Annotated in this window: 26 protein-coding genes, 1 tRNA gene and 1 pseudogene; 19 read left to right on the top strand and 9 right to left on the bottom strand. The window is 45.8% G+C overall.

The window, feature by feature from the left end; genetic code table 11:
* The first annotated feature begins 29 nt into the window (after positions 1–29).
* The 5 genes from NSQ38_RS26015 (at position 30) to NSQ38_RS25995 (ending at position 4878) form a co-directional block, all read left to right on the top strand.
* Positions 30–932, top strand: a complete 903-nt coding sequence (locus NSQ38_RS26015) for a LysR family transcriptional regulator (protein ID WP_074094418.1) — start codon at positions 30–32, stop codon at positions 930–932.
* A gap of 114 nt (positions 933–1046) precedes the next feature.
* The gene (locus NSQ38_RS26010; RefSeq protein ID WP_339784788.1) at positions 1047–1364 is read left to right on the top strand and encodes a transposase; all 318 of its coding nucleotides are present in this window, start codon (positions 1047–1049) and stop codon (positions 1362–1364) included.
* On the top strand, positions 1313–2197 hold the full coding sequence (locus NSQ38_RS26005; protein ID WP_339784786.1) for an IS3 family transposase: 885 nt from the start codon (positions 1313–1315) through the stop codon (positions 2195–2197). The genes NSQ38_RS26010 and NSQ38_RS26005 overlap by 52 nt, the downstream gene beginning before the upstream one ends.
* A 163-nt stretch (positions 2198–2360) precedes the next feature.
* Positions 2361–3098: a fused MFS/spermidine synthase gene (locus NSQ38_RS26000; protein WP_339784784.1), complete on the top strand. Its 738-nt coding sequence runs from the start codon at positions 2361–2363 to the stop codon at positions 3096–3098.
* Positions 3099–3366: 268 nt separating this feature from the next.
* Positions 3367–4878: a sensor domain-containing diguanylate cyclase gene (locus NSQ38_RS25995; RefSeq protein ID WP_339784782.1), complete on the top strand. Its 1512-nt coding sequence runs from the start codon at positions 3367–3369 to the stop codon at positions 4876–4878.
* A 49-nt stretch (positions 4879–4927) separates the two neighbouring features.
* Here NSQ38_RS25995 and NSQ38_RS25990 read toward each other — a convergent pair whose 3' ends face one another.
* From NSQ38_RS25990 to NSQ38_RS25980, 3 genes are all read right to left on the bottom strand, one after another.
* Complete coding sequence (locus NSQ38_RS25990; RefSeq protein WP_339784780.1) at positions 4928–5290, bottom strand: helix-turn-helix domain-containing protein; 363 nt, start codon at positions 5288–5290, stop codon at positions 4928–4930.
* Between the two features lie 218 nt (positions 5291–5508).
* Positions 5509–5904 carry a DoxX family protein gene (locus NSQ38_RS25985; protein ID WP_339784778.1) on the bottom strand — a complete coding sequence of 132 codons (396 nt, stop codon included), beginning with the start codon at positions 5902–5904 and terminating at the stop codon, positions 5509–5511.
* A 54-nt stretch (positions 5905–5958) separates the two neighbouring features.
* Positions 5959–6951 carry a Gfo/Idh/MocA family oxidoreductase gene (locus NSQ38_RS25980; RefSeq protein WP_339784776.1) on the bottom strand — a complete coding sequence of 331 codons (993 nt, stop codon included), beginning with the start codon at positions 6949–6951 and terminating at the stop codon, positions 5959–5961.
* Between the two features lie 221 nt (positions 6952–7172).
* Here NSQ38_RS25980 and NSQ38_RS25975 point away from each other — a divergent pair.
* A tRNA-Leu gene (locus NSQ38_RS25975) sits at positions 7173–7257 on the top strand.
* Positions 7258–7366: 109 nt separating this feature from the next.
* Here the strand turns inward: NSQ38_RS25975 and NSQ38_RS25970 are convergent.
* Positions 7367–7552, bottom strand: a complete 186-nt coding sequence (locus NSQ38_RS25970; protein WP_036609735.1) for a hypothetical protein — start codon at positions 7550–7552, stop codon at positions 7367–7369.
* Between the two features lie 158 nt (positions 7553–7710).
* Between NSQ38_RS25970 and NSQ38_RS25965 the strand changes: the two genes are divergently transcribed.
* Positions 7711–8865 (top strand): sn-glycerol-1-phosphate dehydrogenase, encoded by a 1155-nt coding sequence (locus NSQ38_RS25965; protein ID WP_338593493.1) that lies wholly within the window; start codon positions 7711–7713, stop codon positions 8863–8865.
* 223 nt (positions 8866–9088) lie between these two features.
* Here NSQ38_RS25965 and NSQ38_RS25960 read toward each other — a convergent pair whose 3' ends face one another.
* The gene (locus NSQ38_RS25960) at positions 9089–9685 is read right to left on the bottom strand and encodes a helix-turn-helix transcriptional regulator (RefSeq protein ID WP_017689431.1); all 597 of its coding nucleotides are present in this window, start codon (positions 9683–9685) and stop codon (positions 9089–9091) included.
* Positions 9686–10133: 448 nt separating this feature from the next.
* On the opposite strand from NSQ38_RS25960, the pseudogene NSQ38_RS25955 reads away from it, so the two are divergent.
* The 10 genes and pseudogenes from NSQ38_RS25955 to NSQ38_RS25910 all read left to right on the top strand — a co-directional run.
* Positions 10134–10517, top strand: a pseudogene (locus NSQ38_RS25955) (phage holin family protein); the annotation flags it as partial.
* A 285-nt stretch (positions 10518–10802) separates the two neighbouring features.
* Entirely contained in the window at positions 10803–11090 is a 288-nt protein-coding gene (locus NSQ38_RS25950) for a Dabb family protein (RefSeq protein WP_017689429.1), read from the top strand.
* Positions 11091–11263: 173 nt separating this feature from the next.
* Entirely contained in the window at positions 11264–11725 is a 462-nt protein-coding gene (locus NSQ38_RS25945) for a HepT-like ribonuclease domain-containing protein (RefSeq protein ID WP_338593497.1), read from the top strand.
* A gap of 10 nt (positions 11726–11735) precedes the next feature.
* A complete protein-coding gene (locus NSQ38_RS25940; protein ID WP_339784774.1) occupies positions 11736–12650 on the top strand; it encodes a DUF4261 domain-containing protein in 915 nt (304 codons plus the stop codon).
* Positions 12651–12835: 185 nt separating this feature from the next.
* On the top strand, positions 12836–13213 hold the full coding sequence (locus NSQ38_RS25935) for a YtxH domain-containing protein (protein WP_339784773.1): 378 nt from the start codon (positions 12836–12838) through the stop codon (positions 13211–13213).
* 220 nt (positions 13214–13433) lie between these two features.
* Complete coding sequence (racE, locus tag NSQ38_RS25930; protein WP_036610949.1) at positions 13434–14243, top strand: glutamate racemase; 810 nt, start codon at positions 13434–13436, stop codon at positions 14241–14243.
* A gap of 235 nt (positions 14244–14478) precedes the next feature.
* Positions 14479–15684: a M14 family metallopeptidase gene (locus NSQ38_RS25925; protein WP_339790710.1), complete on the top strand. Its 1206-nt coding sequence runs from the start codon at positions 14479–14481 to the stop codon at positions 15682–15684.
* A gap of 197 nt (positions 15685–15881) precedes the next feature.
* The gene (locus tag NSQ38_RS25920; RefSeq protein WP_036670081.1) at positions 15882–16139 is read left to right on the top strand and encodes a hypothetical protein; all 258 of its coding nucleotides are present in this window, start codon (positions 15882–15884) and stop codon (positions 16137–16139) included.
* 142 nt (positions 16140–16281) lie between these two features.
* Positions 16282–16584 carry a heme biosynthesis protein HemY gene (locus NSQ38_RS25915; RefSeq protein WP_036670085.1) on the top strand — a complete coding sequence of 101 codons (303 nt, stop codon included), beginning with the start codon at positions 16282–16284 and terminating at the stop codon, positions 16582–16584.
* Positions 16585–16605: 21 nt separating this feature from the next.
* Positions 16606–16827 (top strand): DUF1450 domain-containing protein, encoded by a 222-nt coding sequence (locus NSQ38_RS25910; RefSeq protein ID WP_017689421.1) that lies wholly within the window; start codon positions 16606–16608, stop codon positions 16825–16827.
* Between the two features lie 100 nt (positions 16828–16927).
* Here the strand turns inward: NSQ38_RS25910 and NSQ38_RS25905 are convergent, their stop codons facing one another.
* Positions 16928–17326, bottom strand: a complete 399-nt coding sequence (locus tag NSQ38_RS25905; RefSeq protein WP_339784771.1) for a hypothetical protein — start codon at positions 17324–17326, stop codon at positions 16928–16930.
* Between the two features lie 150 nt (positions 17327–17476).
* Between NSQ38_RS25905 and NSQ38_RS25900 the strand changes: the two genes are divergently transcribed.
* The gene (locus tag NSQ38_RS25900) at positions 17477–17758 is read left to right on the top strand and encodes a hypothetical protein (RefSeq protein WP_036609724.1); all 282 of its coding nucleotides are present in this window, start codon (positions 17477–17479) and stop codon (positions 17756–17758) included.
* A gap of 173 nt (positions 17759–17931) precedes the next feature.
* Complete coding sequence (locus NSQ38_RS25895; protein ID WP_339784769.1) at positions 17932–18762, top strand: aldo/keto reductase; 831 nt, start codon at positions 17932–17934, stop codon at positions 18760–18762.
* Between the two features lie 295 nt (positions 18763–19057).
* On the opposite strand, the gene NSQ38_RS25890 is transcribed toward NSQ38_RS25895, so the two are convergent.
* The 3 genes from NSQ38_RS25890 to NSQ38_RS25880 all read right to left on the bottom strand — a co-directional run bounded on the left by NSQ38_RS25890 (position 19058) and on the right by NSQ38_RS25880 (position 22376).
* A complete protein-coding gene (locus NSQ38_RS25890; RefSeq protein WP_338593513.1) occupies positions 19058–19783 on the bottom strand; it encodes a DsbA family oxidoreductase in 726 nt (241 codons plus the stop codon).
* A gap of 85 nt (positions 19784–19868) precedes the next feature.
* On the bottom strand, positions 19869–20294 hold the full coding sequence (locus NSQ38_RS25885) for a cytidine deaminase (protein WP_339784767.1): 426 nt from the start codon (positions 20292–20294) through the stop codon (positions 19869–19871).
* 81 nt (positions 20295–20375) lie between these two features.
* Complete coding sequence (locus NSQ38_RS25880; protein WP_339784765.1) at positions 20376–22376, bottom strand: LTA synthase family protein; 2001 nt, start codon at positions 22374–22376, stop codon at positions 20376–20378.
* Positions 22377–22528: the final 152 nt, after the last annotated feature.

Genomic DNA, 22528 nt, shown 5'->3' with positions numbered 1-22528 from the left:
TCAATTGATACGAAAAGAGGAATAGTGCAGTGACATTACAACAACTAAAATATGTGATCGAAGTTGCCACGCGCGGTTCCATGAATGAAGCAGCCAAAAGGTTGTTTATCTCGCAACCCAGCCTTTCGAATGCCATTCGGGATCTGGAGCAGGAGTTGCGAATTACCATTTTTGAACGTACCAATAAGGGAATATCGCTGTCTAAAGAAGGCGTTGAGTTTCTGAGTTATGCACGTCAGGTGGTGGAGCAAGCTGAACTGCTGGAGAATCGTTATCTGAACGCGAAGCCATCCCCGCAGCACTTCTCCGTATCGACGCAGCATTATGCGTTTGCGGTGAATGCTTTTGTTCGTCTGGTACAGCAGTATGGTCAGGATGAATACGAGTTGGCGCTTCGGGAGACAAAGACCTACGAGATTATTCAGGACGTGAAAAGCCTGCGCAGTGAAATTGGCATCCTGTATCTGAATGAGTTCAATGCCAAGGTAATTAACAAATTGTTAAAAGATGCAGGTTTGGTTTTCACGAGTTTGTTCATAGCCAAGCCCCATATCTTTATCAGTGTGAAGAACCCGCTGGCGAAGCAGGAGTCGGTTGCAATCGAGCAACTGCAGGATTATCCGTACTTGTCATTTGACCAGGGAGAGTACAATTCCTTTCATTTTTCCGAAGAGATCCTGAGTACGTTATCTCACCCCAAAAGCATACAGGTCAATGACCGTGCAACATTGTTTAACCTGTTGATTGGTCTGAATGGTTATACGATCTCTACGGGCGTACTTAGCGCTGATCTGAACGGAAACGAGATTATTCCTGTACCGCTGGAATGTGAGGAAACCATTAATGTGGGCTGGATAAGCCACAAGAGTACATCTCTCTCCAATCTGGGCGTAGCATATGTCCAGGCTCTGCATGAGGCCATAGGGTCTTAGTGGTGTTGTATGGTTCATCAAAAGGCCGTTTCCGAATGTGAAGTGCCCCCCTTAGAATAGACATTGGAAAAACCCCTGGGTTTAGCCGATGAAATTCTAGGGGGTGTATTTTTTATGGCGATTAAGGGACAAAAGTTTAAAACGTATTCGGAGAAGATAAAAAATGAGGCTATTCGTCTGCATACGGTTGAGGGGTGGACTTATCGAAAGATTAATGAGCATCTGGGGATTCATGATCCAGGACGAATGAAGCGCTGGATGCGAAAATATCGGGAACAAGGTGAGTTTGGACTGATGGATCAGCGAGGTCGACGTAAAGAATACTTGGATCAAGACCGCTATGTACAAAAACTGAAACGGGAGAATGAGTTGCTAAAAAAGTGCTTGGTAATCTGGAAGGAGGAAGCAAACAAGAAAGATTTCAGATCATAGAAAAAGTAGCGGCATACGGTGATATCCAGAAACTTTGTGATGTGTTTGGCGTGTCACGGAGTGGATTTTATGCCTATGTAAAACGTAAACGATTCGATCGCGATGCAAAGGCAAAGAACCAGGTGCTTCAAACATATCAACGATATGAAGGCAAATATGGTTATCGACAACTCCAGTTGTTCCTTTGGCAAGATCAAGGGATTTGGATGAACCACAAAAAGGTGCTCCGCCTGATGCAAATGCTTGGTATCCAATCTCGAATCCGTCGTAAGCGACGCTCCAGCAGCTCGTATGCACCTGCGCAACGAGTAGCAGAAAACCGCTTGAAGCGAGACTTCAGTGCAGAAAAACCGAATCAGAAGTGGGTAACGGACATTACCCAGTATCGTGTGGGAGAGCGCTGGATATATCTTTCGGCCATAAAGGATCTGTTTAATAACGAGATTGTGGCTCACGAAATGGGCGAACGCAACGACAATGAACTCGTGCTCCGCACATTCAGCAAAGCGTTTGCGAAGCAAAAAGACGTAACCGGACTAGTCGTTCACAGCGACCAGGGATTCCAGTACACGTCTCATGCTTACCACGACATGCTGCCAAAGGTTGGCGCCCAAATCAGCATGTCTCGCCGAGGGAATTGTTATGACAATGCCTCGATGGAGAGTTTCTTCTCGCATCTCAAAACGGAAGGGCTCTATCCTTATCATATCCGAACGATTACCGAAGCACAAAGTAAAATCGAAAAATATATCCGTTTTTACAACCGAAAACGGCCACAACGGAAACTGAAAAAACTGACGCCGGTAGAGTACCGACGCCAGTTTGCAGCCTAGGGTCTTTTTATAATGTCTACTAAATGGGGTCTTGACCAAATGATCGGAACGGTTTTTTTGTTGTACTGCGATCTTTCAAGTATAGGGTGGTATGTTGTCATCCCGTGTAATAGAATGAAGGTATATGTCGAATAGGTGTGAAAGCACGAAGGGAGAACGGTTAGTGAGAGTTCTGTATCGAAATAAAAGTGAACAGCATGAGCTGACGGTATATGATACCAAAAAGCTTTATGGAGAGAAGGGGCGATTTCGTGTATTAGAGTTCTCCAACGCAGCTGTGCAGGGCGCAATGGATCTGGATGAGCCTGCCCGGATGGTGTTGGAGTATCCAAGAGCGATGGTACATCTAATGGAACAGAATGATCCTGCATTTGATAAGGTATTTGTGGTAGGACATGGTATTGGCACATTGCCCACCTACTTGTCTGATCGCCAGGTAAAGGTGGCTGAGCTTGACGCAGAGGTCGTGGACTTGAGCCAAACCTTTTTTGGATATGAGGGAAGTCCTGTACTCATTGGGGATGGTCGTGAATTATTAGGGCAGGAACCTGCAGGGAGATATGATTATATTATTATTGATGCCTTTACGGCAACGGGTACACCCGAGCAGTTTATATCCAGTGATTTTTTTGCCATGGTCAAGGACAAGCTGGACTCGGATGGAGCTGTGCTCCTTAATGTGTTCGGGAGTGCTGGCAACGACCGGCTTGTAAGTGCCATTTACACAACACTTCAGACACAGTTTGCTTATACACGAGCATTCGCATTACCTACAGAAACAGCGGATGAAGTTCAAAATCGCATTTTAATGGGCAGTCATCACCCAATCCAATTTCAGGTTCGTCAGATGGCAGGGTTTGTTGAACAAGAGCCAGAAGAAGGATATATCATTGTCGATTAGGGCGATCCTGAACAGTGATTCTTCCAGGAAAGTAAAATGTCATTAAATCGTCAATCTTACGATGTAATTGTTAAGATTTCTCAAACTCTTTATTTGATCTTAACAACTTTCGTATAAGATAGAAGGAATATGCCTTTTCATGAAAATCCGGGGGAAGTAAACGATGATTGCACAGATCAAGAGATCTAGATTACGAAGAAAAATAAAAAACATCAAGAAGATCAGCCTCACGGCTTTACTCGGCGGGTTGGTCACTATTTCAGTTATAATGACATTGACCCTCATGGTCATCTCATCTTATACATCTCAGAAACAGTCACTCATTGATAACACCCTTTCGCTAAACTATGCAAGCGCTGTGCAAATGAGCCAAACGCTGGATTCGCTTTTTTATTCCATGCAGGAGAGCTTGAAATATGCAGCCAAATATTTCCCTGATATGGATCACTCCAATACAAAAGAGTTGAATTCCACATTGGATTTGGTTCGCAATAGCAGTAATTTTTTTAATTCCGTTTCTTTGGTAGATAAAGCGGGAGTAATCAGGTCTACCTCACCTTACTCACAGGCTAGTGTAGGTCACCATGTTAGTTCCAATGCAGCAAAAGAAGCGGTTAAATTGAGGACTTCGTATATCTCCGAAGCGTACCAGACACCCAGAACCAAACGCAGAATTGTATTTGTCAGTGAACCGATCTTTGATTCGGCAGGGGAGTACCAAGGAACAATCGGTGGAAATATCTTTTTGCAGGAAAATAATATATTGAGTCTGTCTTTTGGCAGTCAGCTCAAGACAAGTAATGGTTCCTACTTTTTTATTGTGGATAAGAAGGGCACTTTGTTATTTCACCCAAACACCAACCGAATTGGTGAAAATGTCAGTAAAAATGAAGTGGTGCAAAAGCTGCTAATAAACGAGAACGGTAAAGAACAATACAAAAACCTGGCAGGTGTGGATTCACTTGCAGGTTATTACAAAGTTCCATCAACAGATTGGGGCATCGTAATCGTGTCTCCAACCCAAACGGTGTACGATCAGTTGAATCATCATATCCGTATGTTGTTGCTGTACACCTCAGTGCCTTTCCTGATCCTGACCCTTATTGTAGTTCGGGTTGCACGCAAGCTGGCCAGTCCTTTTGCTATGTTGGCTGATTTGGTGAATCAGGTCGATAAGGGTCAAGTGGATCTGCCGGTGATGAAGCCTCACTGGAATAGAGAGGCAGACCTTCTCACAAGAGCGGTTGTTGGCGCATTGGCGAACTTTAGGAAACAGACAAACCAGCTTGTCTATGATGCCAGAACAGATGTTTTAACAGGCATGAACAATCGCAGAACCTTCGAAGAAGTCATCCAGGAATGGATTCAGGATGAGGTGCCATTCTCCATTATTGTTCTGGATATTGACCGCTTCAAATCCATTAATGATACATTCGGGCATCATGCTGGGGATGAAGTACTGAAACACATTGCCAATATCATTCAATTGTCTGTTCGACCAGAAGATGTCTGTGCCCGGTTTGGTGGAGAGGAATTTGTAGTCTTGTTAAGAAATTCCGAGTCTAACGTAGCTTTTGAGATTGCTGAACGTATCCGAATAACGGTCGAAGAAAGTATATTGCCTATAGAACGTTCCGTCACCATCTCGGCTGGAATTGCTGAATATCCGAAGCACTCCACATCATCCACAGAACTGTTTCACTTGGCGGATAATGCATTGTATCAAGCGAAAGAAGAGGGGCGTAACCGTACGGTTACGATCCAGACGGTTATTAAATAAGCAGCAAAGAAGCTGTTCCCTAAAAACAGGGGACAGCTTCTTTTGTGTTTTATACCTCTTGTGAGGATCTGGCCAGAACCTCATTTGTATACGTTTCTCCCCAATCTCGCATGCTGAAGATGATCGGCCGTAATGTTTCACCAAAAGGTGTGAGGGAATACTCCACTTTAGGTGGGATCTGGGGGTATATTTCACGATGAACAATTCCACTGCCTTCCAACTCTCGAAGTTGCAGTGTGAGCATACGCTGGGTGATGTCAGGAAACAATTTTCGGAGCTCGTTAAATCTCAAAGGACCAGAGAATAAATGATACAAAATGGCACCTTTCCATTTGCCTCCGATTACACTAAGGGTAACTTCCACGGAACAGCCGTATGGCGTGGGACATGGCTTGGTTGCGTCCTTTTTCATTATAAGTGCACCTCCACTTTACGGTGATTTCTATAGTATCCATTTGGGTGGTTACATTACATAAAGTACGTATAGTTCATGAAAGAGCATATCACTTATTATGCAGATTATAAACCCTAATTCTAGGCTCAGGCAGATGCGATGATGTCTATAAGAAAAAAAAGAGCCCCGGTTTCGTCTTGCGAAACATTGAGGCTCCATGTGATGAATTTTGTACATTATATCAGGGCTTCGAGGGAATATGCACCAGCTCCAGCGAGAGCAACACCAAGTAATGATCCGATCATCACAAGGTTATATTCGAATCCTCCGTTCAGATTCCATAGACCTTTATCGGCATGCACCTTGGCTATGGCTACAATCATCGGAAGAATGAGCAGAACGGCACCAACGATAATCCATAGACCGACTCCAAACAGGAACCCACCGATCAGTTCAGCAAGTCCGGCACACATTGCCAAGGCTCTAGCCGGTTTCAGGCCAATCGCTCCGAAGAATTCAGCCGTCCCTGATATACCCTCGCCTCCAAACCAGCCAAACAGTTTCTTACATGCATGTCCAATCATAATGAAACCAATCACGAGACGAATGATAAGTAGACCTGTGTCCAACATGAGTTTAGTTCCTCTTCTCTGGATGTATAAAATATGATGATGAACGTATATACGCTACTTCAATGACGATAGAATGGAGTCACATAGAGCCATCGTTGCAATATTATCCTTGGCGCTGGAATATGGGACGGTCTGATTCTGGCAACACTTGATGAAGTGCAACATTTCACCAACAAACCCGCGTAGATAAAGGTCGCGATAAGCTCCTGACATGGGAGACCCGGAAGGTGTATATACGGTATCTTGTTCCTCGAGAGATTTCCAGGGAAGGCTGGTCGAGCTTCGGGATTGATGAACAGTAAGTGTGTTGATCTCTTCAGCTGACGCAAATCCGTTGTCAAAGGTGACGAGTACACTTTCACTCTCCCGTGACCAAGCACTCATGCCGGTAAAATAAGCACTACCTACTACGTTATTCTCAAATACAAGGGAAATGCTTTGATTAATGTGTTCCCCATCTTTCACGGCTGTGCCTGTAACTCGTATTGCTTCTCCGAATAAGTAACGCATCAGATCGACCATATGAATGGCAGCGAGCTTCATGAATTGTTCCTCATCCTTGCAAAATGGGGTACTGTCTACAGCGAATTTCATCTGGAATGAACGTACTTTACCTAGCGAACCACTATTAATGAGCTCCTTGAGCTTCATATATACCGGAGCATAACGTTTCATAAAACCGACCATGACAACGACGCCAGCCTGCTCGGCAGCTTCTGCTACAGTGGCGGCTTCGGCTGCGTTCCATCCGAGCGGCTTATCCACGTATACATTCTTGCCAGCCCGAATACATTCGAGAACAAGAGCGGTCTGATCTATAGGCTGGGCGACCACAACGACTCCGTCACAAGTTTCCTGCTGTAACATAAGTCCAGCGTTATCATACGCTTGTCCGTTGCTGCCAAATCGCAGCAGAGCTGCTTCAGAGCGTTTCAGACTGCGAGTAGCAATGGCCTGGATCTGCGCTCCGGCTTCAATAACAGAAGGGTAAATATTCGTGGATGCATGAAACCCGGCACCGATAAAGCACAGATTGGTTGTTTTCAAAGTGGATCTCTCCTTCATTTTTGCATTCGTTTCGATGGTACATTTGTTTAATACTACGATAGGGTGTTTGAAGTTGAGAAAAAAGGACATATGTCCTATTCTTAAATGAATAAAAAGAAGTTGCATTTTTATTTTGGAGCATGTATACTCTGAATTACGGTAAAACAAGGAATTGCTTCACCGGAGCGCTTTTCATCGATGGATGAGGAGATACATATTATGCGGTCGTGGCGGAATTGGCAGACGCGCACGGTTCAGGTCCGTGTGGGCTAACCCCCCGTGGAGGTTCGAGTCCTCTCGACCGCATCTAACAAAAAAGGTTCGTGAGTTGCTCTAGGGCAATTCACGAACCTTTTTTTATTTTGTGGATCATTTTTGTGGAGCCTACATTTTGCTATCGGCATGCTTGCTAATGCTAATGTTGCCGCTGGCGCAGAATGACTGCCGTGATGATCCCGGCAATGGCTCCTGCAATACCGAATAGCGTAACACTGGCAACCACTTCAACCGACTGGAGACGAAACAAAAAAGCGATACCACTGCCGAAAGTGGTTCCAGCGAGAAATCCGAGCGAAATTCCTAATTCTTTCGTTAATTTCATTGTTTCACCTACTTGGAAATGTGAGATATGGATTTGCAAATATTGGGTACAGGCAGTAAAGTGTGATCAGGAAAATCATCACATTTTATTTCCTTTTTTATCTTGTGGTTTTAACCCGTTAATTATGCATGATATCTCATATGGGAGGGTAAGAGCGAATGAATATGAACGAACGAATTGCAGCATGGAATGAGGAAGCACAGCAGTGTGCTTGCGGTCATCAACACCGGGTGGTGGATATGCTGATTCATCTGGAAGCTGGGGCCATTCAGAGGTTACCGGGTTACTTGTCTGAGCAAGGATATCGTCAGGTGACGGTTGTTTATGATCGACATACGTTTCAGGCGGCCGGATCTGATGTGCTGAGTAGTATTCGCGAAGCGGGAAAGCATGCGGATGAGATCGCTCTACCGGAGAATCTGACGGGTGATATCATTGCGGACGAAGCAGCTATTGTACAGGTTATGTTGGGTGTGAGACTCGAAAGTCAGGCTGTAATTGCGGTGGGTTCAGGTACCATTCATGATCTGGTGAGATTTGTTTGTTCCAAAATGAACAAGCCCTTTTTGTCGATACCTACAGCGGCTTCAGTGGATGGGTTTACCTCTGCGGGTGCGCCCTTAATTGTAAGCGGCGTCAAACAAACATTTCAGGCTGTTCCGCCGGAGGCTATCTTTGCCGATCTGGATATTCTGGAGCAAGCCCCACAAGTGATGACGGCTGCCGGATTCGGAGATATGCTTGGTAAATATACTTCGCTTGCAGACTGGATTGTTTCCCGTGAACTGGGCGGAGAACCGTTCTGTCCAGTTGCTTATCGGATGACAGAAGAAGCGCTGAATACCTGCATAGATCATGTACAAGCGATTGCGGAGGGGCGAGCAGAGGGAGTAGCTGTATTAATGGACGCATTAATTGTTTCCGGTATCTCTATGCTGATCATTGACCATTCCCGTCCGGCATCCGGAGGTGAGCATCATCTGTCCCACATCCTGGAGATGGATCTGATGCAAGCGGGAGAAAGACCGGTTCTGCATGGTGCCAAAGTTGGCGTAGCTTGTGCATTGCTTACGGTGAAATATAAAGAACTTGCACAGAGATCGGGTGAACCGGTGTTTGGGATATATGACCAATTGCCAGAGGCTTCTCAGCTCATCGTATGGTTGGAACAAGTAGGTGGACCTGTGACTACTGAGCAACTCGGTGTAACCCCGGAGATGATGGAACATGCATTCAACACAGCGCATACACTTCGTCCTCGATATACGGGGTTGAGATACATCAATGAAGTGTTAAACACAAGGTTAGGATGACCTTTTAGAGAGAATGGTCTCGATGAAATGCATAAACTTAGCTTGTAGCGGGCTGTGATGGCTCTCCTTGGGAACAAAAGGCGAAAAAGGGTAGGTTATCTGACATTTCTGATGGAATAGCCAGAACAGTGCTTCAAGTCCGAGAGAGAAGGCATGCATTTTATTTTAAAAAAGGCTCTGGCCTCCCTATGGGGAGATCAGAGCCTTTTGGCTGTTCGCTTATTTAGTTGTTGCGACGATCTTTCAAGATGACATCTGCGAACAAAATAGTTTTCGGGATACGGAAAAATTGCTCCGCTTGTTCCTGAAACGCAGCAGAAGGCAGTGTTCCCTGATGCAGCCATTTGCGGAAAGTGCCGGGATGAACCCCGATCCAGTGGCTGACATCTGTCACCGACAAATCATGGACCATACACAAGCCTGTCAAAATACGGTTACTCACCGGAGAACGGGTCACCGTACGCTTCATGAAGCGAGATGACTCGGGTTGACATATGACAGGGCTATTACGCACAACTTCTTCATTGAAGAGAATATGACGCGGGTAGCCGAGTAATTGGCAAGTCTTGTCCAAATTGGTACTGCCGGGTATCCGTCCTTCATATACCCACGCACTGACACTGCGTGAAGAGATGGAGAGGTCTTCAGCAAGCTGGGACAATTTGATATCATTGGCCATCAGCACGGCAAGAAGAACCCGATTGCGGATTTGACAGCGTGTCGGTTTTCGGAATCGTTTAACACGGACGCCTTTTCCCAAGTATTTACGGTTGATCAGAGACCACGCCTGGATGGAATGTTGTTCTGGTTGATTAGGCATATTTCCTCCGATTTTTTTTAACCAAATACTACAATAAACAACGGGGTACTTTCAAGTGCCGGGTTTACCGGTTACAAATGCGTCAATGCGTCAATTCACGATAAAGAGGGAACTACGAACTAGACCATGCGCAATTCACATCCTAGTATATTCCTAGATTACAATGTTTCACTAAAAATGAGGGGAGAAATTGAACAGGAATATAAATAATATAGTTCTAATTACTTATTATTAGGTCTAAAGAACTTTTATCTGTTTTTTGTTGATATGATGCGGTTTATTTCCCTGAATTCCCCAAAAGTATGTGATTTTCGTTCTCCTGTTGCGAAGAGGATGTGCACAAATCTGAAATGATAAATCCGCATGTTCAGCATGACATGTGACCTGTCAAATCTCTTACTTTTACATATATTGTATGATACTCAAGTGTAAGGGAGAGGTGAGGGACGTGAATCTATCTGTGAATACCTTTGCTGCCATCTCGGGAGCATTTGTTACGTTTGCTTTTGGCGGATGGGATCAGTTACTTAGCCTGCTCGCGGTCGCGATGGCTGTGGATTATATAACAGGTTTGGCAGCGGCGGTAAGAACAGGTACCGGGTTGAATAGCAACATTGGATTTTGGGGGATTGCTCGCAAAGGGCTCATGCTGACCGTTGTTTTGCTTGCTCATCGAATTGATCTGATCATGGGAACCGATTTTATCAAAGGCGGAGCTATTTATTTCTATCTGGTGAATGAACTCATTTCGATAACCGAGAATTATGCCAAAATCGGTCTTCCATTGCCTGCAAAGCTCAGACAGGCCATTGCAGTGTTGAAGAAACAGGAAGATCAGGAGTATCTGATGAATCGTGAATGGGCCAAACCGCAGCAAACTCCAGACAACATTAAGCAGCAGGCTGAAACAGGACAAACTTTGCAGGATGACTCAGCAAAACAGACGGAGGATGGATCTCAAAAGAAATCCGAATCGAAAGGAAACGGTTCGGATTAGTTTTTCTTATCAAGAGAACGTTTCCAAGTATCCTTTCGTAATAGAGAACGTTATGATATATTTTGGATACATGAAAATTCATTCATTTCTACTATTATATTAAATGAGGTGCTTGCCCAGATGATAAAACATATTGTCCTGTTCAAAATGAAAGATCGCTCAGCAGAAAGTATTGAAGCTGCAGCCCAGGTGCTTCGCAATCTGGAAGGTAAAATTGATGTCCTAGTTTCACTTGAAATCGGGATTGATGTGCTTCGCTCGGAGAGATCGTTCGACATTTCACTCACGGCGGAGTTTGCGTCACTGGAGGATCTCCAGGCGTATCAGGTACACCCGCTTCATCAGGAAGTTATCAAGTACATGAACGAAGTCAGAGAACAGTCAATTGCAGTGGACTACGAAATCTGATCTGTCATTCAAACTACGTTGAGATAAAGGGGACTATGCATGAGCGATTTAAGAGACGTTATGGAATTTCTATATATTTTTGTTGTGTTTCTAATCGCTTGTCCTGTGATGATATTCTGGCTTAAGCGAAGAGGGAAACGGAACCGATAACTCACTGAACGGGAAGTGAACGAATGTATTATGTGAACAGAGAACAGATTGCCCGCCGGCTTGCTGCTGTACCGGAAGTAGCTGAAGGGCTTCGCGGGGCAGCAGAGGCTTGGGATGGCAGTCTCATGCTGGGGATGGTACAGGAACGTTGTCTTCACCTGGCGATCGAGATTGTTACCGATGTGGGAAGTTATCTGATAGACGGCTTCATCATGAGAGATGCGAGCAGTTATGATGATATTATTCAGATTAATTATGAAGAAAAGGTTTTTGATCATTCGACCTATGAGATATTGCGTCAGCTTGTCACGTTACGCAAGCCACTGGTGCAGGATTATTACAGTTGGGAGCGGTCTGAGCTTCATCCGCTTAGCGTAGAGTTGCCGACTATACTTGAACATTTTACTACTCAGGTTAGCGCCTACGTGGAAACAGAACTTGGTCCTTTCAATGCGGCACAGACTGAGGGACAGCGTAAGGAATGAGGGAAATCGCATGAAAAATGAATCAAAAGAATTCAATGAAGTAAATACTGAAAGTAACGAAACGAATGAAACACCTTCCGGATTCCATCCGGTGTATATGGTTGAACTCTTGTTCCGGGAACGTCCAGAGGTAGATCGCCTGCGTTTGCAGGAAGCGATGATTCGTCATACAGGACAAGTCCGACTGGATGTGAAACAAGAGAGCGGAGGGCAAAAGCATGAGATGCTCGTCTTCTATCATCTGGACCGTAAGGTATCCTTTCAGGAAGGGGATATCCCTGCTCAGACCTGCATGCTTCCTGTGAATGAAATCGCAGATCGTGCACGTTTTGGCGGGGCTCTGCAACAAGCATGGCATTGGCCGGAAGTGGGACAAGTTGTAGAAGCTTCGCGGTACTCCATCCGGATACATGATATGTTCACGGCTGCCATGCCTCGTAAACAGCGCCTGGAGCTGTTTCAGAAGACTGTACTGGCAATCATGGAGAGTCTGACCTGTGATGCGCTGTATTGGTATGGCAGTGATAAGCTGGTTGAACCGGAAGCATATACGCAAGCTCAGGAACGTGAGGAACATCTGTATGCAGCCATGAACGTTCGAATGTATCAAGCCGGAGGTACAGAGGAACAGCGCGGGTTGGTCATGGATACCGTGGGATTGTCTGCACTGGGTGTACCTGATGTCCAGTGTCACTTCGTCGGTCTTGATCCAGATACGGTGGCTCAGACCTTACTGGGTGCAGCGTATTACATATTTGATCAGGGGGATGTTCTGCAAGATGGACAGACGCTGGGTTCTTCAGGTGGACGTCGCTGGCGTTGTGAACATCAGGCGGCATTGATTGCACCTGGACGATATGTTATTGATTTGGACCCGGGGGATGAGCATGCCGTGGCTGATCTCGAGCCGGCTCGTCAGAACTGAGTTTAAGCCAAGTCATTTGCATCCATTCAAAAAGAGCGTTCAGATTATTTTTAACATCTGGAGTGTCAAGTCAAGCCTGTGCTGCTTATAATGCATCAACAGAGTAGGCATTCGCCCGGATGGCTGAGCGACAGACCGTTGCTTCTGATCCGGTACTTAAACAATAGTAAAGGGAGAGATGTGACGTGAAGGATTCTAACAAAAGTTTGTTGTGGGGAGCTCTTATTGGCTCCGTGGTTGGTTCAGTAACGGCATTATTGCTGGCGCCGAAATCGGGACGTGAACTTCGTCAGGATATTACAGAAGGTGCTCGTCAGGTATCGGAGAAAGGTCAGGAACTGGCTGGTATCGTGGGAGAACAAAGTTCGCAGATCGTATCCAAAGTTAAAGAGACCGCAGATGTTGTGATTCAGGATATTCAATCCTGGCGCAATTGCGCTGAAGGGAAAGAAATTCGCATATCGGCAGCTATTGTTGATAACGATATCAATAAAGCAGTGGATGAACCCGGAATTGACATCGTTGCGAAGCTTCCTGCGGATGAGTCCAAGGACGACAACTAAGTAAAAGCTTGATAAGCAGGCTTTCCTCTAATTAGAGGAGAGCCTGCTTTGTTGCGTGTCCACACATAGATGACGTAGCGCGTGGATTTAATTTGAACCCTGCGATGAAATCGGGTAAGATGTAGGTACCTTTTTGCCGGAATGTTCATACGGTAGGAAGAAAGCTCTGAGAAACAATCGTTATGAGAACCAATTCAATGAAGAAGGAAGCGGTGTGTTCGTGCAGCAAGCAATCGCTATATTAGACTCCGGTGTGGGGGGATTGACCGTCGCCAAGGAAGTGATGCGTCAGCTCCCGCGGGAAAAGATCATTTATTTTGGGGATACTGCCCGGACACCGTACGGACCCCGTTCGTCCGAACAAGTTAAACAATTTACGGAACAAATCGTTGATTTCTTGATCCAATTCGATCCGAAGGTTATCGTTATCGCCTGTAACACAGCAACAGCAGCCGCGTTGGAGTATATCCGTGCCAAGGTGAATATGCCTGTCATTGGTGTTATACATCCGGGTGCGCGGGCCGCAATCACAGCGACACGTACAGGACGTATTGGTGTGATTGGTACCACGGGTACAATAGGTAGTGGGGCGTATACATCGGCACTCAAGCAGTTGTCCCCCTATATTGATGTGGTTAGTCAGGCTTGTCCGGCGCTGGTGCCGTTGGTGGAACAAGGTGAATTTCGTTCCGAGCACACGACACATACGGTGGAACAATCATTGGGCGAGATCAAACAACAGCCAATCGATTGTCTTATTCTGGGTTGTACGCATTATCCCTTTCTCATGGACACGATTCAGGAAGTTATGGGACAGGAAGTGAAGTTAATCAGTTCAGCAGATGAAACGGCACGTGAAATCAGTACGATTTTATATGATAAACGAAAGCTGGCCAGTGGGGATGAGACTCCGGTACATCAATTTTTCTGTACGGGGGACCCGCGAATGTTCCAGAATATCACCCGTCGATGGTTGGGGGAGCAGATCTCCAAGACCCCTGTTGTCTGGCAGGTTACGCAATTATCATAGTTATACTCAAAAATTTGCATGGATAAGACTTTTAATTAATGTATTTTGGTTGTGGACTATCCCGGAACTGTGAAGTTTCGGGATTTTTTGTCGTCATTGTGCATTAACAGGAGATAAACATGATTCATGTCACATGACGGACAACCCGACCTGCATACATATGTTACAGACACGAGATTGGTCAGAACTGGACAGGAGACCTGTCTTTTCCTGTGGAAAGGAGAACAACATGGATCTGCAGTGGATTATCGTTCAGCGGGGAGATACGTTGCCGCGAATTGCGTCAGCACACCATATGACCAAAGAGTTCCTTGCTGCACTGAACCCGGAAGTGGCTTCCCAGCCATACTTGCTGGCAGGTCAGATGCTGCGTATTGTCCCCGGGACAGGTCGCAGATACGCTGTACCGCCTGGAGAAAGTGTAGGGGAGATTGCAGGGAGATTTGGTCTGGATGAAGAGGTGTTGCGCCAGGCCAATCCCGAAATTACCAACATAGCCGACTGGGTTGGTCGCTGTATTCATATTCCGGCTTCGAATGGAAAAACTATTGTGAAGATTCAGGGAGAGTATGGTTATCGAGAATTAATCAGGGATATAGACAAGCTGGAGAATCGATACCCGTTTATTGAGACGGGGTCCATTGGAACAAGTGTCATGGGGAAGTCGCTACCTTATTTGCGTATTGGGCAAGGGTCGAGACATATCCATGTTAATGCTTCCGTTCATGCGAATGAGTGGTTGACAACAGCAGTTCTGATGAAGTTTATCGAAGAGTATGCCGAGGCGTATAGTACACATGGGGCATGGCATCAATACCAGACAGAACGCTGGATGCAAGAGACGACACTCTGGGCAGTTCCGATGGTTAATCCGGACGGGGTCGAACTGGTTCAGGAAGGTGTGGTCAATCAGCACCCCCATGCACAGCAGTTGTTAGCCTGGAATGCCGACAGATCACATTTCACCCATTGGAAGGCCAACATCAGAGGGGTGGATCTGAATGATCAATTTCCAGCCCATTGGGATGAAGAGGCAGCGAGAAGAGGTATGACCTCACCTGGCCCCAGGGATTATGCAGGGACAGCGGCATTGACAGAACCGGAGGCACAGGCCCTTGCGCAGTGGACGCAGCAACATACATTTGATGCGGTTGTATCCCTGCATAGTCAGGGCCAGGAGATTTATTGGAACTACCGTGATCTGGAACCCAGGGAGAGTGGACCGCTGTCGCGTAGACTCGCCAAAGCTTCCGGGTACAAGGCGGTGAAGCTCGGTGGGAGTGATGCCGGATACAAGGACTGGTTTATTCAAGATTTCGGTAGACCGGGCTTCACGGTAGAAGTTGGATTGGGTGTTAATCCGCTTCCTGTAGAACAGTTTGATGATATCTGTATAGAAGTGGGAATGTTGCTGGCTGAACTGTTATCCAATGGACAATGAGGCAAGACCCTGAATTATGAAGGTGTGAAACTTAACAGCAGATCATTCGTATAACAGGAACGGACGCTATGAGCGACGTTCCGTTTTTATTATTTTTTATAATGGCATGTTACGTCATTCGTTCTGGATGGTTTTCGAACGGGTAATGATGGATATGCCGTTTCGGCGACATATATAATGTTACGGAGGGATTCGAAATGAAGTGGAGAAGACTGCTATCGTTCAAACGATGGACACAAGTTTTCAAAAGGCTCCCCCGGCTGCTCCGGGCTCCGCAGATTCCTTTGGGAGAAAAGCTGTTGTTTATTATTCCGGCGCTGTTGTACTGGGTACTTCCTGACGTAATGCCGTTTATGCCCATTGATGATATCGGGGTCACTTTGATTCTAATGAATTGGTTTGTGAGCCGGGCAGAACGTAAATATCCTGTGCTTCAGGAGGGGACACCTTCTTAATTTGCAGCCCGATGGATCATTTTAACATTGAATTCGCATCAATGTTATTGCGAAGAGCGGTAACTTTCTTTACAATAGATGCTGTAGTTTAAGAATGCTGAAATTGTTGAATCCAGCAATTACAATATAGGAGATGAAGAGAATGAACTGCAAAATTACGCGTAATGCTGCTAAAGTATTGAAGCTTGAATTGGACAAGCCGGAGAACGAAGGAAAAAAACTGCGCGTTGTCATCACACATGCACATGGTGACCATGCTCACTACGGGCTTGATCTCGACACACCAAAAGAAAATGATACGGTTGTATCTACGGATAAAGAGATTGATGTCATTCTTGCGAATGATCAGCCTTTGTTGAACGGTGTTAAAATTGACTACCTCTACTTCCCGGAAGAGGGATTTGTTATTACGAATCCGTCCCAAGGTAATCACGGCGACCACTAAGGGCGCGAAGAAGGGGAACTCATGGCTAACGATATCCGTGTATGCGAAAAGTGTAATCATGTCCGACTGAAATCGATTGTGCCCAAGTTGCAAAAAATGGCTCCAGACACGGAGATCAAGATTGGGTGCAAATCCTATTGCGGTCCTTGCGCGAAACGTGCGTTTGTCTTTATCAACGGTCGGTATATCAGTGCACCGACAGAAGAAGAAGTGCTCGCCAAAGTCGCAAAGTTCGTGAAGTAACAGGATATAACAAGGTGAGTGAACGAAAAGTTCAAACATCCGCAAAGGAGGGGCGATGTGCCTCTCCTTTTTTGAGTTTGGATAATAGTGAGTGGCTGCTTCAAAATGCGGCATTCTCTATCATTTCAGTAATTTGGAAGGTATCTTCTCGAATTTCAATAGCAATGACTGTATTATCCTTTTTCAGAAAATGTACATGCCCCAGTCGTTCTTCCTCCAATTCGACCCAACCTGTATCCGCTAACTTCTGAAAATAATCCATTGGTGGGTAGAGTCCTTGTTCACCCCCAATATGTTTCAGTTCATACTTAGCCCCTTTTTTAAGATTGGGATCATCGGAATAAGCTATGTTTTCAATGAGCTTTGCATTGGTTGGAACCGGGATGTCTGGGTTCATGGATGACGCTGTATATCCTTCTATCTCGTATGTTGCAGGAGCGCAGCCTTGTACCCAAATGAGGAAGGGCAACATGCAGAGTGTTAATATTAGTTTCTTCAAATGAATTCCTCCTGATTCGGCATGATTATCTAATAAACGTAGCCAAATCAACTAAAGTTACGATAAAAACACAAAAGAAGAATAAGGAAGGCTTGTGTTATCCATCCTAAAGGGGTAACAGGAACATGATAATCCCAAGGAGGAATACTCATGCCGAAGCGTTATGATTCCAGTTTGCAAGCCGATACCACTGTATCTCAGGCGCAAAATGCGGTGAACAAGCTTCATTATGCTGTATCTCAGGCCATGTCTCATCCGACGGCACAGACCATTGTACAGGCGGAACGACGTCTGGCACACACGGAGCAGGCGATGCGACAAGCAGAGCTTTCACTCGGAGGGCAAGGTGTTGAGTTGGCAGAGGAAATGTTCATCGAGGAGAAGAGAAGATTGAATTCAATCCAGAGTCAGCACGGTCAAGGGGATTTATAACGTTCCTGTCACATCAGAACCCGCAGGGCAGCAATGCTTTGCGGGTTTTTCATATCTTTTGCAAAGACTCTGGGTCCATGGGTTAACTCCGACAGTATGTCGAAGGTCGCTTAAAATTCTGTGAGAAGGTTAATAGAACAAGAGCAGGCAAAATTCCATACGGGAGGTACAGAATGACAAAACATATTACAGATTGTACGATTCTGAACAACGGAGTAACGATGCCATGGCTAGGATTTGGAACATATAAAGCAAAAGGTAAGGAAGTACAACAGGCGGTTGAGACCGCTTTGGAGGTTGGATATCGCAGTATTGATACCGCGTCCATCTATGGCAATGAGGAAGAAGTGGGACAAGCTATTGCAAGCAGTGGTGTTGCCCGTAACGAACTGTTTGTGACGACCAAGCTCTGGAACGAGGATCAGGGATTTGATTCAACGTTGAGAGCATTTGAAGCTAGTCAGAAGGCACTTGGACTGAATGTAATTGATCTTTACTTAATTCACTGGCCTGGCAGAGACCAGTATAAGGAGACGTGGAGAGCATTCGAACGTCTATATAGCGAAGGAAGCATCCGTGCGATTGGTGTGAGTAACTTTCAAGTACATCATTTGCAAGATATCATAGATGAGGGCGGAACGGTGCCTGCGGTAAATCAGGTAGAGCTGCATCCGGGTCTGATCCAGCAGGAACTTCAGGATTTCTGCGGGGCGCAGGGAATTCAACTGGAGGCTTGGAGCCCGATCATGAAAGGCAAGCTGAACCAAGAGTCCACCCTCAAAGCGCTGGCCCAGAAATATGGGAAAACGCCGGCACAGATTATTCTGCGCTGGGACATTCAGAATCAGATTGTAACGATTCCGAAGTCGGTTACCCCGGATCGTATTCGTGAGAATGCGGACATCTTTGACTTTGAATTGACACCGGATGAGTTGAGACAGATTGATGCGCTGGATTCAGATAAGCGGACGGGTCCACATCCAGATCAACTGTTCTGGGATTAAGTGGGTGGCGCTAATTGAATATAAGTGTTTGATGAACTACTTGTGTTTGTTCCGGTTACGGAATCGTTCTTTTGATCGCTGTTGTCTCCAAATTTTTTTGAATCCTCTTTTCAGAGGATAAAATTTGGAGACAAAGGCGCACGCTTCGCTTCTTCAGAATCGATTCCGTCCCCTCCACAGTAACTGTTCATCAAACACAAATATATACAATGAGCTAGAGTCGTGTGTAGTATATAAAAAGCAGCAGGATCGGGGAATATCCCCTGATCCTGCTGCTTTTTATGTGTGAAGTGGCTTAATTTTTTTTCGGGACTTCGCATCCGTCATCTGTGCAGACTCCGCTGCCGTCTGTTTCTGTTGTGTTGGATTCAACCATGGTGAATGGGGAACGCTCGTCCCATGCTTTTTGAATGGCATCCAGGAATACCTCGTCAGGTTGAGCACCTGATACGGCGAACTTGCGGTCGAATACGAAGAACGGTACACCGCGGATGCCGAGTTGCTCGCCTTCTGCTTGGTCAGCGCGGACATTGTCGGTGAATTGGTCACTGGACAGCACTGCCGTAGCTGCCTCTCGATCCAGGCCGACTTCCTCTGCTAACTGAGCCAACACTTCAGGGTCTCCCGAATGTTTACCTTCGATAAAGACAGCTTGGAATATCCGTTCACTCAGTTCGAGCGCTTTGCCTTGTGTATCTGCCCAGTGTGTCAAGCGGTGAGCTGAGAAGGAGTTCGTAGGGATCATGGCATCAATATTGTATTCCAGTCCTGCCGTACGAGCATTGGCATTCATCTGGGCATTCATACCTTTGGCCTGTTCCACGCTCATATTATATTTGGCAGCCAGATATTCCGAATTGGTTTTGCCTGGGTTCAATGCAGCGTTTGGATCAAGCTCGAAGCTTTTGAATTGCAGTTTCACTTCATCACGGTGTGGAAACTGTTGTAGTACATTCTCAAGGCGGCGTTTGCCGATATAACAGAATGGGCACAGAAAATCAGACCATATCTCAATATTCATTATGTGAAAACCTCCATCATCCATATAGTTGAAACTGATATAGTTACAATTATAAAGCCACTTTCTATAATTCGCAAGGAGATTGCTATTTACCCCGATATGCTTTGGACCAATGGTAAGGTTGAATCTCATCCAGTCTCTTGAAGACCAGTTGACCAGAAGGATCGTATACGGCAGCTTTGACGTCTTCGCCCCAGTAAAATAATCGTTCCTGGCATACGCCGCAAGGTGTAAGGACCTTGAATTCTGAATGCTCATCATCACGAGCGATACAGAGGGAGTGGGTGACGCGTTCGTTCAATTTGTGGGCTTCCAGATAAGCTCCTGTTTCCATACATAGATGCGTGGCATCGTTGATGACCTCTGGAGCTACACTAATCAGCAGGGAACCAGCTTCGGTATAGACGGCACCCGCACCGCCCCATCCCTGAGGATAACGTTGCTTCACAAATTCTGCGGCTGCATCGAACAATTTCTGTTCCATATTAAGTGGTTCAGTGTGTAATGTCATGTAATACAAGTTCCCCTTTTTAAATGCAAATACAAATTCAATTCATTTCGTGTATTGTTTAGTTTGTCATTACGATATTAATCATTGAGATGTTGCTGCTCCACTGTCTTCCTCTCGAAAGCGCTGAATCAAATCATAGGTTATCACGGTGTCCGAGATATGCAATCGCTTGGCTGCTTCATCATGACCGGGACGGCAGGCGTTAATATCTGTTTTGTCACGTGTGGACAGGTCATAACAAGCGCCGCTCTCATAGATATAATCATCCGATGGAATATAGAATACAGAACCATCCGAGAATGCGCCATTACGCAGCACAACCGTTATTGAAGACCCGTCATATACATCGTTACCCATATGATAATAGGATTGGTCGGACACGCCGAGCAGATGTAATACGGATGGTGTGATGTCCAGTTGTCCCGAAGGTTCGTCGATGGTTCCGGCAGCAGCTCCGTCCGGTAAATGCACGAGCAGGGGAACCTCATTCATGATCTGTGCCATATCCAGTTCGTTCAGCGAACGTCCCAAGAACTGCTCGTATTGCGATTGTTCCTTGATCGAGTTGTCGTGGTCCCCGTAGAACATAAAAATGGTATTTTCCCATAATCCCCGATTTTTCAGATCCTCCACCATCTTGCCGAGCGCCGAATCTACGTAGTGAACGGATTGCAGATAATCACCGAACATTGTTCCCTGGAACTCACCTACATCCAGCTGCTGTTTCTCTTTAGGCAGGGCATATGGATGGTGACTGCTGAGTGTAATGAGGAAGGAATAGAACGGTTCGGTCACATCACTACTCATTTTCTCAACGGATTGGCGGAAAAAGGATTCATCAGACAGGGACCAGCCAAGGGGGTCATCCTGTGCAAAATCATTTTTACTATAAAACTTGTCATAATTCATGTTCTGATACATCGTATACCGATTCCAGAAGCCACTCTCATAAGCGTGAAATACGTTGGTACTATACCCGTTATCCTTCAGGATGGAAGGAAGGGAATCGTACGTATGGTCTGCATATCGTACAAAGGCTGATCCAACCGGAAGTGGATGTAGGGAAATGTTTGCGCCAAAATCGGCATCTGACGTTCTGCCCTGACCGGTCTGGTGGTAAAAGTGACTGTAATACTGACTTTCCTTCATCAGTTCATTAAAATGCGGTGTGATCTCCTGACCGCCAATGCTCTGACCAATCATGAAGTTCATAAAAGCCTCACCCTGGACAATGATCAAATTGCTGTCTTTATATTTGCCAAACAAGGCATCATTCTGCGGGGCAGTTCCTTGCCTTTCAGCGAAGAATGCCTTTGCTTGTTCAACATCAGCGGGTTCAGCCTGCGGCCCGGAGCCAATATTGTCTTTGGCATAGTTGTACAGATCATAACCGTGAAAAGCGAGCAGTCCGGTCACATTGTACATGGATACATTCCACCAGTTGTTATCGAACAGGCCTTTGGCCCATGTTTTGCTGTAAAAATAAATCGGCCCGACGGCGAGTCCCATTCCCAGTACAAAAGCGATGCTGCCAGCCGTGAGACGACGGCGTAACCGTGCCTTGCGATCGTTATACGAATAACCCCCGTAACCAGTAACAGATGTAATGGAGTACTTCGAACGGTAACTTCTGCTGAGCAGTACGATAGCTGCGAACGGAATGACGACAAGCCAGTCGGCAAAGAACCAGAGATCACTGGTGTAGATCAATGTGGCGATGCTGTCACCCAATGCGTCAACTTGTCTCGCCTGCAACAAAACCGGAATGGTCAAGAAATCCTGGAAATAGCGATAATACACCATATCAGCGTAGATTAGTGCGGTAAGCAGCAGGTTAAGCGCGGCGAGAGACACGATCATGCCTCTACGTGGCAGCAACCAGGTCCAGAAGGACAAGAGTAGTAAAGATCCAATGGCAATGACTTTATCCAGCAGTCCCATCGTAATGTTATAAGCGTGAAGATTGTGATGGAGCCACATGAGTTTGAGCAGCATGAGCACAAGAAAAATAAGATATAACGTTAGTGGATGGTTTAGAAGCCCGCGTGGCATAGAGCTGCGCGAAGGCCGAGTGACAACCATATGTATGTCCTCCTTGCTTTTGTTGTTTTGTTATCGGAATGTAAAATAGGGCTCCATCCATTATAGCGTGGCCTCATGTGTTTTCAACTATGCCTCAGAAGAATTGATTTCTGCGGAATCGAAGAGCGAAGTCGGTGAATTCATATGACCGG

The organism is Paenibacillus sp. FSL R7-0313 (genome assembly GCF_037969885.1).
GTDB lineage: Bacteria > Bacillota > Bacilli > Paenibacillales > Paenibacillaceae > Paenibacillus.
Note: the sequence above shows the minus strand (reverse complement) of the source record. Positions and strands in the feature narration are given on the sequence as shown.

Bases quoted from the DNA above. Each gene is read 5' to 3' on its own strand.
- NSQ38_RS25940 (WP_339784774.1), top strand. From the start codon at position 11,736: ATGAAAAATGAATCAAAAGAATTCAATGAAGTAAATACTGAAAGTAAC.
- NSQ38_RS25910 (WP_017689421.1), top strand. From the start codon at position 16,606: ATGGCTAACGATATCCGTGTATGCGAAAAGTGTAATCATGTCCGACTG.
- NSQ38_RS25990 (WP_339784780.1), bottom strand. From the start codon at position 5,290: ATGAAAAAGGACGCAACCAAGCCATGTCCCACGCCATACGGCTGTTCC.
- NSQ38_RS25900 (WP_036609724.1), top strand. From the start codon at position 17,477: ATGCCGAAGCGTTATGATTCCAGTTTGCAAGCCGATACCACTGTATCT.
- NSQ38_RS25970 (WP_036609735.1), bottom strand. From the start codon at position 7,552: ATGAAATTAACGAAAGAATTAGGAATTTCGCTCGGATTTCTCGCTGGA.
- NSQ38_RS25985 (WP_339784778.1), bottom strand. From the start codon at position 5,904: ATGTTGGACACAGGTCTACTTATCATTCGTCTCGTGATTGGTTTCATT.
- NSQ38_RS25890 (WP_338593513.1), bottom strand. From the start codon at position 19,783: ATGAATATTGAGATATGGTCTGATTTTCTGTGCCCATTCTGTTATATC.
- NSQ38_RS25965 (WP_338593493.1), top strand. From the start codon at position 7,711: ATGAATATGAACGAACGAATTGCAGCATGGAATGAGGAAGCACAGCAG.
- NSQ38_RS25945 (WP_338593497.1), top strand. From the start codon at position 11,264: ATGTATTATGTGAACAGAGAACAGATTGCCCGCCGGCTTGCTGCTGTA.
- NSQ38_RS25920 (WP_036670081.1), top strand. From the start codon at position 15,882: ATGAAGTGGAGAAGACTGCTATCGTTCAAACGATGGACACAAGTTTTC.
- NSQ38_RS26010 (WP_339784788.1), top strand. From the start codon at position 1,047: ATGGCGATTAAGGGACAAAAGTTTAAAACGTATTCGGAGAAGATAAAA.
- NSQ38_RS25885 (WP_339784767.1), bottom strand. From the start codon at position 20,294: ATGACATTACACACTGAACCACTTAATATGGAACAGAAATTGTTCGAT.
- NSQ38_RS25995 (WP_339784782.1), top strand. From the start codon at position 3,367: ATGACATTGACCCTCATGGTCATCTCATCTTATACATCTCAGAAACAG.
- NSQ38_RS25880 (WP_339784765.1), bottom strand. From the start codon at position 22,376: ATGGTTGTCACTCGGCCTTCGCGCAGCTCTATGCCACGCGGGCTTCTA.
- NSQ38_RS25950 (WP_017689429.1), top strand. From the start codon at position 10,803: ATGATAAAACATATTGTCCTGTTCAAAATGAAAGATCGCTCAGCAGAA.
- NSQ38_RS25895 (WP_339784769.1), top strand. From the start codon at position 17,932: ATGACAAAACATATTACAGATTGTACGATTCTGAACAACGGAGTAACG.
- NSQ38_RS25915 (WP_036670085.1), top strand. From the start codon at position 16,282: ATGAACTGCAAAATTACGCGTAATGCTGCTAAAGTATTGAAGCTTGAA.
- NSQ38_RS25960 (WP_017689431.1), bottom strand. From the start codon at position 9,685: ATGCCTAATCAACCAGAACAACATTCCATCCAGGCGTGGTCTCTGATC.